Annotated in this window: 12 protein-coding genes; 7 read left to right on the top strand and 5 right to left on the bottom strand. The window is 48.5% G+C overall.

Annotation, left to right across the window (positions count from 1 at the left end):
* Positions 1-6 precede the first annotated feature (6 nt).
* On the bottom strand, positions 7-1,155 hold the full coding sequence (locus KS4_RS07135) for a Re/Si-specific NAD(P)(+) transhydrogenase subunit alpha (RefSeq protein WP_145076513.1): 1,149 nt from the start codon (positions 1,153-1,155) through the stop codon (positions 7-9).
* Positions 1,156-1,475: 320 nt separating this feature from the next.
* Here KS4_RS07135 and KS4_RS07140 point away from each other — a divergent pair, with 320 nt between their 5' ends.
* Together KS4_RS07140 and KS4_RS07145 are read left to right on the top strand one after the other, a co-directional pair.
* A complete protein-coding gene (locus KS4_RS07140) occupies positions 1,476-1,880 on the top strand; it encodes a secondary thiamine-phosphate synthase enzyme YjbQ (protein ID WP_200761669.1) in 405 nt (134 codons plus the stop codon).
* A 117-nt stretch (positions 1,881-1,997) separates the two neighbouring features.
* Positions 1,998-2,474, top strand: coding sequence for a peptidylprolyl isomerase (locus KS4_RS07145; RefSeq protein WP_145076517.1), 477 nt, complete (start codon positions 1,998-2,000; stop codon positions 2,472-2,474).
* Between the two features lie 312 nt (positions 2,475-2,786).
* On the opposite strand, the gene KS4_RS07150 is transcribed toward KS4_RS07145, so the two are convergent.
* The 3 genes from KS4_RS07150 to gatC all read right to left on the bottom strand — a co-directional run bounded on the left by KS4_RS07150 (position 2,787) and on the right by gatC (position 5,801).
* Entirely contained in the window at positions 2,787-3,758 is a 972-nt protein-coding gene (locus tag KS4_RS07150) for an ROK family protein (RefSeq protein WP_145076519.1), read from the bottom strand.
* A gap of 170 nt (positions 3,759-3,928) precedes the next feature.
* Entirely contained in the window at positions 3,929-5,389 is a 1,461-nt protein-coding gene (gatA, locus tag KS4_RS07155; protein WP_145076521.1) for an Asp-tRNA(Asn)/Glu-tRNA(Gln) amidotransferase subunit GatA, read from the bottom strand.
* A 100-nt stretch (positions 5,390-5,489) separates the two neighbouring features.
* A complete protein-coding gene (gatC, locus tag KS4_RS07160; RefSeq protein WP_145076523.1) occupies positions 5,490-5,801 on the bottom strand; it encodes an Asp-tRNA(Asn)/Glu-tRNA(Gln) amidotransferase subunit GatC in 312 nt (103 codons plus the stop codon).
* Between the two features lie 214 nt (positions 5,802-6,015).
* Here gatC and queF point away from each other — a divergent pair, with 214 nt between their 5' ends.
* From queF to KS4_RS07180, 4 genes are all read left to right on the top strand, one after another.
* Positions 6,016-6,381 carry a preQ(1) synthase gene (queF, locus tag KS4_RS07165; RefSeq protein WP_145076525.1) on the top strand — a complete coding sequence of 122 codons (366 nt, stop codon included), beginning with the start codon at positions 6,016-6,018 and terminating at the stop codon, positions 6,379-6,381.
* 254 nt (positions 6,382-6,635) lie between these two features.
* Positions 6,636-7,541: a succinate--CoA ligase subunit alpha gene (sucD, locus tag KS4_RS07170; protein ID WP_145076527.1), complete on the top strand. Its 906-nt coding sequence runs from the start codon at positions 6,636-6,638 to the stop codon at positions 7,539-7,541.
* 103 nt (positions 7,542-7,644) lie between these two features.
* Positions 7,645-8,211, top strand: coding sequence for a hypothetical protein (locus KS4_RS07175; RefSeq protein WP_145076529.1), 567 nt, complete (start codon positions 7,645-7,647; stop codon positions 8,209-8,211).
* A 48-nt stretch (positions 8,212-8,259) separates the two neighbouring features.
* Positions 8,260-8,763 (top strand): hypothetical protein, encoded by a 504-nt coding sequence (locus KS4_RS07180; protein ID WP_145076531.1) that lies wholly within the window; start codon positions 8,260-8,262, stop codon positions 8,761-8,763.
* A gap of 14 nt (positions 8,764-8,777) precedes the next feature.
* Here KS4_RS07180 and KS4_RS07185 read toward each other — a convergent pair whose 3' ends face one another.
* Positions 8,778-12,242 carry a hypothetical protein gene (locus tag KS4_RS07185; protein ID WP_145076533.1) on the bottom strand — a complete coding sequence of 1,155 codons (3,465 nt, stop codon included), beginning with the start codon at positions 12,240-12,242 and terminating at the stop codon, positions 8,778-8,780.
* 336 nt (positions 12,243-12,578) lie between these two features.
* On the opposite strand from KS4_RS07185, the gene KS4_RS07190 reads away from it, so the two are divergent.
* Positions 12,579-13,601, top strand: coding sequence for a LacI family DNA-binding transcriptional regulator (locus tag KS4_RS07190; protein WP_200761671.1), 1,023 nt, complete (start codon positions 12,579-12,581; stop codon positions 13,599-13,601).
* The last annotated feature ends 122 nt before the right edge of the window (positions 13,602-13,723 follow it).

The raw sequence follows: 13,723 nt of genomic DNA on the forward strand, positions 1-13,723 counted from the left end.
TTTGTGTTATGCGGTGGCATCCGCGACACGTTGATTGGTGATGTTGCCGTTATGTGTGATCATGGTGCCTGCGATGAGGTCATCTTCCATGTTGAGGTTGATGTTCCCCTCTTTGATGAAAAGTTCACAAAAAGCATACATGTTGTTGGCGTAGACTTGCGAGGCATTGCTGGAGAGCAGGCCTGCAAGGTTTTCGTAGCCGATGATGGTGACACCATTATCGGTATTGAAAGATTCGCCGGGTTTGGTAATTTCGCAGTTGCCACGATTGTGTTCTGTGCTTGCTGCAAGGTCCACGAGAACTGAACCGTTCTTCATATCGCTGACAACGTTTTGATCGATGAGCATGGGTGGATCTTTGCCGAAGATGGCGGCTGTGGTGATGACGATGTCGGCGCCGGTGACGTGCTTGGCCATGAGTTCGGCTTGCTTTTGCCGCTCTTCATCGGTTTGTTCTTTGGCGTAGCCGCCTGTGGATGCGTCGTCTTGGGCTGCGGTAGGGAGTTCGACGAAGCGAGCACCTAATGACATGATTTGTTCTTTGGTCGCGGCTCGGACATCGAAAGCTTCGACTGTTGCGCCGAGACGTTTGGCGGTAGCGATGGCTTGAAGGCCTGCAACGCCAGCACCGATGATGAAGACTTTTGCTGGGGCGATGGTGCCTGCTGCGGTGATCATCATCGGGAACATTTTCGGGCAGGCATTGGCAGCTAAGAGAACCGCTTTGTAACCTGCAAGGTTTGCTTGACTGGATAAGACATCCATCGACTGTGCGCGGCTGGTACGCGGGAGATATTCCATTGAGAAAGAGGTAATGCTGCGATCACAGAGTGATTGAAGCAGTTCCTTTTCACCCACGGGGTTGAGCATGCCGACAAGGATAGCATTGTTTTTGAGTTTGCTGGCCTGATCGGTTGTGGGTGGATTGATGGTGATGACGATATCGCAATCAGCCCAGAGTTTTTCTGAAGCATCGCCAGGCGGGATGATCGTCGCGCCTGCGGCTTGGTAATCCGCATCAAGATGATGCGCATATTGACCAGCACCACTTTCGACTATGACATCGCAACCAAGTTTGACTAATTTTTTAACGACTGCTGGGATAATGGATATGCGTGATTCATGCTCACGCTGACGGGGCACACCTACTTTCATCAAGCTGCCTCACTCTCATTCATTAGAATCATCATTACGGATTACGGTATATATAACCGCGTTATCAATTAACTGATTTTTGTTCGGATCAACGTAAACACTGCGGTTTTAAGCCATCACTGACGGGTAGGCATTCACGATCGCAAGCAGGATTCTGTTAAGTTAATACGATGAGCCAAACATTTCATACAACACGACTTGAACTTCAATTTATTAGACAGGCAATACATACTGTTATATCAATACACTAACGTCTCTTCTGTATTGGTATATCGGACATAACATCCCCATCTCATCTGTTTTCCCTTATGATTAACCATATGCATAAGACAAATCTTGCAATCAAGACCGATAAGCGTGACCAAATGGTTGAGATTACGCATCAAGTACAGCGCGTCATTGATGCATCTGGCATACGTGATGGTTATGTCATTGTGTACTGTCCGCATACAACTGCTGGGATCACGATCAATGAAAACGCTGATCCTGATGTGGTGCATGACATGTTGCTGCAGTTGGATGAGATGGTGCCGTGGCGGCAGCCGTTTTACCAGCACGCTGAGGGGAATTCCACTTCACACGTCAAAGCGACGATGACGGGTCTCTCGCAGACGGTGATCGTCGAGAATGGGCGCATGATTTTGGGCACTTGGCAGGGCATCTATTTTTGTGAGTATGACGGCCCGCGCAATCGTACGGCAATTGTGTCTGTATTCGCTGCGTGAGAGCCAATCTGGTAACCTATCTGCCCGATTCCGCTTTTTCTTTTCTTTTGTGTAAAAGCGGCAGATATTTGAATTAAACCGTGTTTACTGTGTTGGACACGCAATAGGAGCAAGAATATGCCAGATTATAAACAGATTAAATTCGAAACTACTGAAGGCGATTTTATTGTCGAATTGTGGGACGATGTCGCCCCTGGGCATGCTGAAAACATGACCAAACTCGTCAATGAAGGCTTCTATGACGGTCTTGCCTTCCACCGCATCATCCCCGGCTTTGTCATTCAGGGTGGCTGCCCTCGTGGTGATGGTACAGGCGGTCCCGGCTGGAACATCAAGGCTGAATTCAATGATCGTGAGCATCACCCTGGCGTTCTCTCCATGGCTCGCTCAGCTGATCCAGATTCGGCAGGCTCACAGTTCTTTGTTTGCCTGACCCGCGAATACTGTCAGCATCTTGACGGCCAATACACGGGGTTTGGTAAGGTTGTCGAAGGCTTTGAGAATGTCGAAAAGATCGCAGCCACGCCGCTTAGCAATCCGCAGGCAGGCACACCTGAGAACGCCCCCAAGATTAACAAGGCAACCTGCCTCTAAAATCAGTATATTTTGATGTATTCAATAAACGTGACGGATTGATTCCGTTGCGTTTTTTTATTCGATTTGAATCTTTGATCGTGCTTCCGCCTCGCCTCCAACACGTTTCGTACGGTCTACTTCCGATAATCCAATCTCGGAACTAATGACTTTGCCTAAAAACAAACCCCGCTGTCACCGAAGCGACAACGGGGCGGAGGGGAGAAAGCAATGTTGATAGTCATGAATTCGACAACATCAGACGAATTTCTGCACTTTTTTTGATAAAAACTCACAATTAAATTCGTCTGCTTGCGATTTATAAGTCGTTCACTATTCAGACTTTTGGCTTAGGCGTTCGCAGGCGAGCAGCCCAGCTCCGATAATCCCTGCGTCGTCGCCAAGCTCGCTGGCAACCACCTTACAATCGTGGCCGTGCGGGAAGACGTATTTTTTGTATTGTTCATTCACCATCTTGATCCATGGTTTACCAAGTGCTTCAGTGAGTCCGCCGCCGACCACAACGTGCGGCAAGCTGAGCATGGTGACGGTGTTTGCGATCGCAATACCGACATACTTTGCTGCATCTTGTAAGACTAGCGTGGTGAGTTGATCGCCTTGTGCGAACGCTTCTGCGATCACGCGCGATTTGATCTTGCTTAAATTACCTTCGGTCAATTCAGTGATCACACTGGGGTGGTTTGCAGCGATGAGCTTACGCAAGATGTCCGCGATCGCGGTGCGGCTAGCCAAGTTTTCAAGTGTTCGTCTGCCCAAGCTGCCGTCGGCTTTGACAAGTGTGTGTCCAATTTCGCCAGCAGTCATGTGGTGGCCGTAGTAAAGCTTGTTGTGAATCGCCAGCCCGCCGCCGATCCCTGTGCCGATGAAAATGCCGAGCATGTCCTCAGTGTGACGACCGCCTCCGACACAAAATTCGCCCCATGTGCCCACGTTCACATCATTGTCAACGGTGACAGGCCAGTGTGTGTGCTTTGAGAGCGAATCCGCTAAGGGGAAGTTATTCCATCGGAGATTGGGGGCGACGATGACGCTCCCTTTTTTAACATCAATCGCACCAGGTGCGCCGATGCCGACGGCTTGGACTTCATCATGCGTAACGCCAGCTTGATCGCAAACTCGATCCATGATTTTGGCGATGCGTTCAATGACAGTATCGCTACCACCTTCGGCTTTGGTTTTTATTTTATCTCGCGAAAGAATCCCGCCTTCGGGTGTGACGACACCCGCACCGATATTTGTTCCGCCAAGATCGATACCAATAAAAAGCTTCTGCTTCTCTGACATGCTAAATTCTCACTCACTGCATTCAGGGTATGTGCAGCTTCATCCGTACTGCACGCATTTTCTCCACCCGCGATCATAAACACCATCGGCCTGATGATCGACCCTAATCTCGTTTTTCCGTATTAAAAAAGCTGGTAAATTGCATTACCAGCTTTTGCTTTGTCTTGTGTTTACATTTTCGGACGTTCAAGATTGTAATCGGTTGCCGCTTCGTAGATTCTTGCGATGCGAAGCAGGCTCGTTTCTTCAAACGCAGGCCCAAGTAGTTGCATTCCGATCGGCATCTGCTTGCCGTCAACCTCTGCTGTACCCGCCGGCATGCTGATGCCAGGGATGCCGGCGAGGTTTGCTGTGACGGTGTATATATCGTTTAAGTACATCGACAGCGGATCATCTTTCTTCTCACCAAGTTTAAATGCTGGCCCTGTTGTCGTCGGGCAGAGGATTGCGTCGCACGATTCAAACGCAGTCTTGAAGTCGTTGCTGATCAAGCGGCGAACCTTTAACGAACGATTGTAATAAGCGTCGTAGTAACCGCTGCTCAGTGCATAGGTGCCGAGCATAATGCGGCGTTTCACTTCATCGCCAAAACCCTCAGCACGGCTTCTCGCATACAAGTCCACTAGATCGTCCGGCGTCTGCGTCCGATGGCCATAATGCACACCGTCATAGCGAGCTAAGTTCGAGGATGCCTCGGCTGTCGCCACGATGTAGTACACAGGGATGCCATACTCGGTGTGGGGCAGGTCGACTTCAACAATCTCGGCTCCAGCAGCTTTGTAAATCTCGATAGCTTTGACCAATGCAGATGCAACCGCTGGATCATTCGCTTCATCGCTCATGTATTGTTTGGCAATACCAATGCGTAATTTTTTGGGCTTCGTATCAACATCATCCAAATCTTCGGGAATCGCGATGTTGGCACTGGTTGAATCCAGTTCGTCATGACCACCCATATATTTCAGTAGCGTTGCGCAGTCTTTCACACTGTGGCCGAAAGGACCGATCTGATCCAAGCTTGATGCAAACGCAACCAAGCCCCAACGTGACACACGACCATAGGTCGGCTTCAATCCTGTGACACCACATAAAGAAGCAGGTTGCCTGATCGAGCCGCCCGTATCACTGCCCAATGAACCCGCACAGAAGTCCGCAGCCATTGCCGCAGCCGCGCCGCCAGATGAGCCGCCCGGAACATAATCTGTATCCCATGGATTCTTTGTCGCACCGAACGCACAAGTCTCGGTTGATGAACCCATGGCAAATTCATCCATGTTTGTTTTACCCAAGACGATCGCACCCGCGTCTTCAAGACGTTTCACAGCGGTGCTGTTGTAAAATGCTTCGAATTTTGCAAGCATTTTTGATGAGCAGCACGTCTTGCCGTACTCCGTACACATCAAATCTTTGATTGCGATCGGTACGCCAGCTAATGGCCCTTCGATTTTGCCTTCATCCACCAGTTTCGCACGTTCAAGAGCTCGCTCATCGTAAGTCTCACGGTACGCGTTGATCTTGCCGTCATACTTGGCGATGCGATCCAGATACGCCTGCGTCATTTCGACAGCCGACACCTCTTTCCCTGTTACCGCTTCCCGCACCTCACTTAACGTCGTCTTGGTAATATCCATTGCCATTCAATTCCATGTATAGCTTCAACTCGAGACATGCTGCGAATAAATAAAAGCCGCATTATGTCACGCGTATGATTTTTAATTCACACTTCTAAAATTAAGCCCCGGAGCCTTCACCCAAAACCTTGGGGACCTCGAAGTACGCATCATCACTTGCAGGTGCATTCTTTAAAGCATCCTTCGTCGAGATACCGTCCACTTCAATGTCTTCACGCAGGACATTGCTCATGTCCATCGCGTGAGCCATCGGCTCCACACCCTCAACGTCCAGCTCATTCAGTTTGCTGATATATCCCAGCACTGCTTCTAGCTGTTCCGTGAAATGATGGATCTCATCATCGTTCAAGCGCAAGCGGCTTAATTTCGCCACATGCCTTACGTCTTCTTCTGTGATTTTCTGCTCACTCATAGTCTCAACAGGATACCAGAAACTGCCCTCTTAGGAGTCCGCGCCCACTTTTTCACCATCCATTCTCTCTTCGCGTTCAGCTCACCGAGTCGATACTTTCGCTCTCCGCCTTCGAGCCCCGACAAATACCCAACAAACCTGCATAATCCACCGACCAACACCAGTTTAGACCCCATATTTGCCCCCCACTCACACTCACCACTATCATACGCTCATGGCTGATACAAAAATCCTCGATTTCTTCGACAACCCCAATGGAACAGACGGTTCCGCTCACCCCTTCGTCATTGAACATATTAACGAAGAGTTCACCTCCGTCTGCCCCGTCACAGGCCACCCCGACTTCGGAACCATTATCCTCCGATACATCCCCGATAAAACCTGTGTCGAACTCAAATCTCTAAAGCTCTACTATCAGGATTTCAGAAACGAAGGCATCTACTACGAAGCCGTGACCAACAAAATTGCCAAAGACCTGAACGACGCTATGTCACCTGTCTGGCTCCAAGTCGAAACCCAGTGGAAAGGACGCGGCGGCATCCGCTCCAACATCACCGTCGAGTTCGGCAAGAAACCATAACTAAAAACCCATACTCCTCCTGAATGATCTCGGGAGGAGTTTTTATTTCACGCAATCCTCATCCCACACCTCCCCCTCATTGCCACACCCTCCCTCAGCCCCTCGGCATAATCTCACACAAGTGCAACACCGCACCAGCCGATAAAACACTAAGCCGCCCGCTCTGCCGGACGACTTGACCTAACGTCAACACCCGCTGCAGGGCTAATACAAACCATTTTGTGAACCAACTTACACAAAGTGACTCTTAAATCATGAGCATCTTAGTCGACAAAAATACACGCGTTATCTGTCAAGGCATTACCGGCTCCGCCGGCGCTTTCCACACCAAAGGCTGCCTCGAATACGGTACCAACATGGTGGGTGGTGTCACGCCCAATAAAGGCGGTACCAACGACGTTAATGGTCTGCCTATTTTCAATACCTGTCATGAAGCCGTACAAGCTACTGGCGCCAGCGCGACCATGATCTTTGTACCACCTGCCTTCGCTGCTGATGCGATCCTCGAAGCCGCAGACGCAGGCATCGAACTCGTCGTCTGTGTCACCGAAGGCATCCCTGTTTCCGACATGATGCGTGTTCGCCGCGTACTCGATCAACCTCGTTTCCGATCACTCCGCCTCATCGGCCCCAACTGTCCCGGTGTCATCACACCCGGTCAGTGCAAAATCGGCATTATGCCCGGTTACATCCACAAGGCCCCACAGGAAGCTGAAGCCAAACGCTCCGTCGGCATCATCTCACGCTCCGGCACGCTCACCTACGAAGCTGTCTGGCAAACCTCCAACCTCGGCATCGGTCAGACCACATGCGTCGGCATCGGCGGTGACCCCGTTCGCGGCATGAACTTCATCGACAGTCTCATCATGTTCAACGCCGACCCTGAAACCGACGGTATCGTCATGATTGGTGAAATCGGTGGCACGGACGAGGAGAAAGCTGCAGAGTTCATCAAGAACCACGTACACAAACCTGTTACCGCATTCATCGCTGGCCGCACAGCTCCTCCGGGCCGTCGCATGGGCCACGCTGGCGCGATTATCTCAGGTGGTGAAGGCACCGCAGATTCCAAGATCGCCGCACTCCGTGCTGCAGGCTGCTTCATTGCAGAATCCCCAGCCGACCTAGGCTCGACCATGCACGCAGCACTCGGCCTCTAATCAGCCGCTGCAAACAATCTAGAAAACACCAAAGACTGTAGACTTCCTGCAGTCTTTTCTTTGGCCCATTGTCAACCGCGCTTAATCAATTACACTCATCACTATGAGCGACCCGCAAATCAACGAAACAGAATTGGACAATCTGACCCAGCTCCTCGAACACACCGACGTTCCATGCCCCAAGTGCAATTACAACCTCCGCACCAACACCACTGGCCTATGCGCCGAGTGTGGCTCCCCCTTCACCTTTCAATCGCTCATCAATTCCCCTCGTGAAAAGCTGCTTCCATATTTGCTTACACTCATCACACTTGCGACCATCCTTCCCCAATCTCTTATCCTTTGGCAGCGTCTTGCCATCCGTCATGCCGTCCATTACGGCATCCAATGGTACAACGGCCAGTGGCAGCTCCCGCCATTCACAATTTTTCAAAGCCTCACCATGATCGCTTCTCACCTCTTCTGGTTCGGTATGCCCCTTTGGGTCACCTGCCTGCTCATCTTCCGACGCCGTTTCATCGCACTCCCAAAACCGATCCAATGGGTTATCGCCGCCACCGCCTTCGTTCTCGTTTTTCTTGCCTACCGTCGCTATCAATTTTGGTACTACAGCTTCAATTTTCACAACGGACAATGGCCACCCAACGATCTCTGGTATCTTACGCCTTAATCTTTCAGTTCACACTTCATCGATCCACGGGTATGATCACATCTAGTCATGTGTCAAAGCCTCCCCCTATTTTCCGAAACACCATCAGTTAATCGCATCACGCCCGATGATTGTATTGTCCTCAGCCTTCATCCAAACGCATGGCAGATGGTTCTTTCAGGACAAAAATCTTATGAATTTCGCCGTCGTTTCCGTCGACACCCAACACTTGCCTTCATCTACGTTACTGTTCCTGTAAAAGCAATCGCTGGTGCAATTCTGCTTGATAACTCAATAGAAGGCACAGCTAAGCAAATTGCAGATATTGCCGATGCCGCCATTCCCGGTAACTATCAGTCGGTCTACGACTATTTCATCACTAAAAACCACGGCCTCGCCATCCCAATTCGACATGTATGTCAAATCCGCACACCGCTCTCACTCGAATACCTTCGTCAGACCTATCAGTTTACCGCACCCCAATTCTATCTTACACTAAAAAACCGCATAGATTTGCTCAATGAACTGCTCCATGCGGCTAATATATCTATCAATAAACTAATGCTCGATTAGTTCATGTTTATCTTTCACACATACCGTGGCACAAGACAAACCTCCAGCATCTCAACCTCACCTGTACGGTCAAATATAGCTCGGCTTGTTTTTTTATCTAACTTTAAACTCTCAATCGATTCAATCGCACCATCCTTACGATTCACCAGTACATGCGGTTCCCCAGTTGTCGATTGCTTATACAAAATCGGCACCTGACAGAACGTATACCCCAGCGAATACGGCGGCAACGTCATCCGTTTTTCCTCACCATTCACATCTAAATATGTGATACGTTGATCTGCCCCAAAATACTCTTGTTCACGCAGTAAATGCGGCCTAAATACCACACAGCCATCCTCAACAAACAAACCCAATTCCTTATATCGTGTCAGTATTTCTTCTTTAACTTGACCTGTCATCCCCGGTTGTTGTGCGCCCCTTTCCCAAGGCGTATGCGAGTATGGGTCCGATGGAAATGCGCCATAGGATTCTGCCGTTTTATTAAAACCAAGTCCTTCGCGTATGTCGTAGTACGCTTCGCGCAGAGCATCAACAATCTCACTATCCACATCCATCTCATATGCTTCCACATATACTTCCTGCACCGCGAGTAGCAGCTTACTAACCATGTGCCAATAAATACTCCCTAGTCCCTCATATGCATACATCGTTCCTGATCGTCCAGTGAAACTGTGATGATTGAATTCCGTTTCGAATTGTTTAATCGTCTGTTCGTAGCATGCGTCAACAAGCTCATCATATTCCGCCACCTCACGCAGCTTATCCATCGCCATTTTCAAGCTCGTTGTATCTCGTAATTCAGCGCTATACCGCAGGTTTCCTTCTTCATCTCGTGCCACCAATCCCGTATCCCCATCAGATAAGCATTGTTTTAGTAGTTCATTGTTTTCAATCACCGTTTTATCAAGTCGATTTCGAAGCAAATACCCCGCGATATCTCGGAAGGGATACAAGATGTAACTATGCTGATCGGATCTGTAAAGATCACTTTGTCGTAAACGTTTCAATAAGCGAAGTGCATTCGGTGCGTCTAGATACCCTGAACTAAGCACCGCCACTTGGCCCTCTAACATTAAAGTTAGCTTCTCAATCTCAGCACTGTTTGCTTCAATTTTCACAACGTTATAACTATCGAATAGATAGTCAGATCGCATACTCGTTTCAAGTGTCTGATCTAAACATTCAAGTGTATTATCTAGTACCGATAGAATTTCTTTATTACTAATTTCTTCAAATCCCTCGGAATTTTCAGTGTAGGCAGATTTACGGTATGTCTCATACATTCGCCCTGCCCGAGACATATACTCCCAGCGCGCTGCTGGATCGTCAGCTCCCTTGCCGATTTCACAATGTGCTCGCAATGCGTCACCTATGCCACGCGCCCACACCACCACACTTGATGTGACATCGTAGCTCTCCCTTTCATCTCCTTCTAGCAACTGCTTTATAAACGCGCAGTACCTTCTCAAGTAACATAACGTTACTATTGAAACCCCATACCCCGCTAACGCATTATTCGCATCATTCCATTCAGGCCGTTGCGTATTCATCCATATCCCTCCACCAGGAACCAAATTTGATACCTTTGCCAGCATCGCGATCAGCAACTTCTCCATCATCGTGACATGCACAACCTGATCTGTTTCATCCATAACCAAGCGAGCATCAGACCCCAAGGCTTCAACCTTTTTAGCAATCGAGTCATTAAGTTCACGATCAAAATCTATCGTAATACGAGGATTATCCGCTATTGCCTCAAAACCTCTCAATCGATATGGAACATTTGCAAATGAGAATAACCGTTCATTTAATAGCAGCCTCAACTCACCCGCATGGTACGACTCCGACAACTCCAGCAGCTTTAGCAGATATATAATTTGATGATCACCCCAATACCCATAGTTCGCCCACGCCGTTCCCTCCTCCGGCACCTCCCAGTCAATCCCCTCTCTTGAAATACGATACGGATTATTTCCATCAGTTGTCGATGCATTTAAAAACTTCGCAACAATATGGGTGATAAATCCCGGGTAACTAACTGATAACGCTTCCCAATTCTGAAAGATATCTCGCCAATTTCCCTGATAATCCAACACATCATTCTGTTCATCGTCTTTCAAATTTATTTCAAAGTGATTCCAAGGCCGTGATGGGTCACCATGCCTCCGCCCAAATGTGATCGGTAAATATTCAAAAGTTAAACGAATCACATCTACATCACCCGATTCAAATGCCCGCCTTTTCAGTTCATGCAAATCAACCCTTGTCTCTGAATCAAGCAAGATCTTTGTGAACTTATGAGCCGCAGCCTTATTTCGCATCGATACAAAGCTCATCAAATCATGCTTAGGCGCATATCGCGTGTCGTCATACACCCCACCACGCATATTATTGAACAGCACGTTCCCAACATGATGCGCACATGCCGCTTGGTCAGCCGTCCATTGCTGTGCATCAGTCCTCGCAAGGTTTCGACGCAATGCTTCTGTTGCATCATCACATGCCCGCCTGATAGCACGATCTAAATCTCCCTTGTTTTGTAGCATTACTTTTGTCGCTACCACATTATTCTGTGTTTGATGCGCATCCATCACCATGTGCCATACCTGCTCACTTTCTGCTTCGATTTGTACCTCCGCTGCCGCAAAATACGAACTCCGCTCACCCCTTAATAGATGCTCTTCTTTGATCTCCTCTGCACCTTTCTCAAAAAACACCCTCATCTGTTTTTGTGATAACAAATACTTCGCATCCTTTAGCCCCCATTGCCAGAACGTATTCGCATGAAACGATTCAGCAGGTTCAGTTGTGTCAGAAATCTTCGACGTTAGCGCAACAACACACAAACTATCCGCATTAATCAGTTCAGTCTGGATATACGCGTTCATCAAGCAACTTGTTGTTTGCAGCATCCCAAGCCCATCCATGCCCGCAGGCAACAAATTTGTCACCCCATCTAGTACATCGACCTTTACCCGCACCGCTGTCGTATTCTCAAGGTAACTCGTCCGTATCAATCCCAATTTTTCTGTTGCGCACCACTTGTAAGCAAAACGCAAACCCAACCTCTCATTGAACTCTTCAAACACCACCACATTACCCAACACACTCTTATACAAATTTCGTTTCACATCCTCACTCGTAAAATCAAAGAACGGCCGCCAAACCTCACCACCCACACGCAGCACCGTCATCGGGCCCGTACGATGCCCCGCTGCATGTAAGTTGTTATCCGTCTCATACGGAAATAAGCAATGTTCAGGTTTCGTCCGACCCGCCGTCAATGCACCGCTACTCGATACATACACCCAAAAATCACTCGCACTCACCACATTCATTAGGAACGGGTCCATCCGATCAAAATCTGCAATTCGGTACATCTCTTCCCCGTAGGCCGTCACAAACCCTTCGCCACCAATCAAATTCTCTGCTAGCTTCGTATCACGCATCACAACATTCCCTTCCTTATCAACCATAGTTTCTGTCCCTTCGCATTCTAATTAATAGTCAAAATACTAATCATGACAAAACAAGTAATTAGTTTTATCCGCCTTTACAACCATCATGCAGAAGTCGTTCTATCTGGCTTTCAAGTGTCCTACCTCAATATTTGAGCAACTAATTTTTAAGAAAAATGTGATTCAACTGCATAATTAACACAACTCGTATCGTTCAATATACTTTGCCACAAAACGAGTTATGCTCCGATGCACAGTTCACATTTCACACGTAAAAAAGTCTTGACACTCAAGAACGCCCTTGTATGATACATGGGTGAAACAGTTTCATCAACAGTTTTGAACGGGAAACGGATGAGTACAGTCAGATCAATCGCTAAAAAAGCCGGTGTCTCAATCACCACTGTCTCGCGTGTGCTTAATAACCACCCACGCGTCTCAAATGAAGTACGTGAACGCGTCCTCGCAGCCGCAAATGAATCCCGTTATGTCCCCTCCGTTGGCCGCAAATCCACCACCAATATCGCCTTTATGTATACCGGTGAACTGACACTCGGTTCGCCATTCGATGCCGCTCTTATGCGTGGTATGGCTCTCGGCATGGAGGAATACAGCTACGATCTCATGGTCCTTGATGCACGCCGCGCTCGATTGCCCAAAGAAACATTCTCGCAAATGTTTATGCGGAAAGGCATCAAAGGTGTCGTTCTTCGCACCACGCAAGACACCCTCTCCATTGGCGATACCATCGCCAATGAAGGTTTTCCTTGCGTTATGGTCGGTGCCAGATCAGACAACCCAAACACCAGTTATATCTACAGCGACTCGCGTAGCTCATCTCTCGAAGCTATCGAATATCTCATCGGCCTCGGTCATCAACGCATCGCAATTTGTCTCAATGTCGTCGATGACTCCGATCACGTTGATCGTTACGAAGCCTACAAAACAGCTCTTGAAATCAACAACATTGATTTCGATCCCAAGCTCGTCCTTCGCGCACCGGCAAGGCGTGATGGCGGCGAGCAACTCATTAAACGCATCATGACCATGCCTCAACGTCCAACGGCTGTTTTCATAACCGATCCCATGACAACGATCGGGGCTCTCTCTCAAGCTCGCCGTATGAACGTCGACATACCCAAAGATCTTTCTGTTGTCGGCTTCGACGATTCCGAATCACGCTATACAGTCTTTCCGGAAGTGACATCCGTTTGCCAGGATGCAATCAAAATCGGCCGTGACGCCTTTACCGTTCTTCACGACCGTATTGAATCATCAAATTCAGAGAAAACAATCAACGAATCTATTCATGCTGCACTGACCAGCTGGTTCGAAATTCACGAATCCACATGTGCAGTTACCGAGATGAACACTTAAAGCAGTATCTCTCGAATCATCAATATGACATTCGCTTGCCTCTTAACAAGGAGACTACTTATATATTGGTATTCGCGGCCTACCCATCATTTCAACCTACGCCGCAGTCAGTCAAAATGTCA

This window comes from Poriferisphaera corsica, assembly GCF_007747445.1.
GTDB classification, from domain to species: domain Bacteria; phylum Planctomycetota; class Phycisphaerae; order Phycisphaerales; family Phycisphaeraceae; genus Poriferisphaera; species Poriferisphaera corsica.

What these genes read in the sequence shown, in the direction of transcription:
- KS4_RS07135 (WP_145076513.1), bottom strand. Translation starts at nt 1,155, where the DNA reads ATGAAAGTAGGTGTGCCCCGTCAGCGTGAGCATGAATCACGCATATCC.
- KS4_RS07140 (WP_200761669.1), top strand. Translation starts at nt 1,476, where the DNA reads ATGCATAAGACAAATCTTGCAATCAAGACCGATAAGCGTGACCAAATG.
- KS4_RS07145 (WP_145076517.1), top strand. Translation starts at nt 1,998, where the DNA reads ATGCCAGATTATAAACAGATTAAATTCGAAACTACTGAAGGCGATTTT.
- KS4_RS07150 (WP_145076519.1), bottom strand. Translation starts at nt 3,758, where the DNA reads ATGTCAGAGAAGCAGAAGCTTTTTATTGGTATCGATCTTGGCGGAACA.
- gatA (WP_145076521.1), bottom strand. Translation starts at nt 5,389, where the DNA reads ATGGATATTACCAAGACGACGTTAAGTGAGGTGCGGGAAGCGGTAACA.
- gatC (WP_145076523.1), bottom strand. Translation starts at nt 5,801, where the DNA reads ATGAGTGAGCAGAAAATCACAGAAGAAGACGTAAGGCATGTGGCGAAA.
- queF (WP_145076525.1), top strand. Translation starts at nt 6,016, where the DNA reads ATGGCTGATACAAAAATCCTCGATTTCTTCGACAACCCCAATGGAACA.
- sucD (WP_145076527.1), top strand. Translation starts at nt 6,636, where the DNA reads ATGAGCATCTTAGTCGACAAAAATACACGCGTTATCTGTCAAGGCATT.
- KS4_RS07175 (WP_145076529.1), top strand. Translation starts at nt 7,645, where the DNA reads ATGAGCGACCCGCAAATCAACGAAACAGAATTGGACAATCTGACCCAG.
- KS4_RS07180 (WP_145076531.1), top strand. Translation starts at nt 8,260, where the DNA reads ATGTGTCAAAGCCTCCCCCTATTTTCCGAAACACCATCAGTTAATCGC.
- KS4_RS07185 (WP_145076533.1), bottom strand. Translation starts at nt 12,242, where the DNA reads ATGGTTGATAAGGAAGGGAATGTTGTGATGCGTGATACGAAGCTAGCA.
- KS4_RS07190 (WP_200761671.1), top strand. Translation starts at nt 12,579, where the DNA reads ATGAGTACAGTCAGATCAATCGCTAAAAAAGCCGGTGTCTCAATCACC.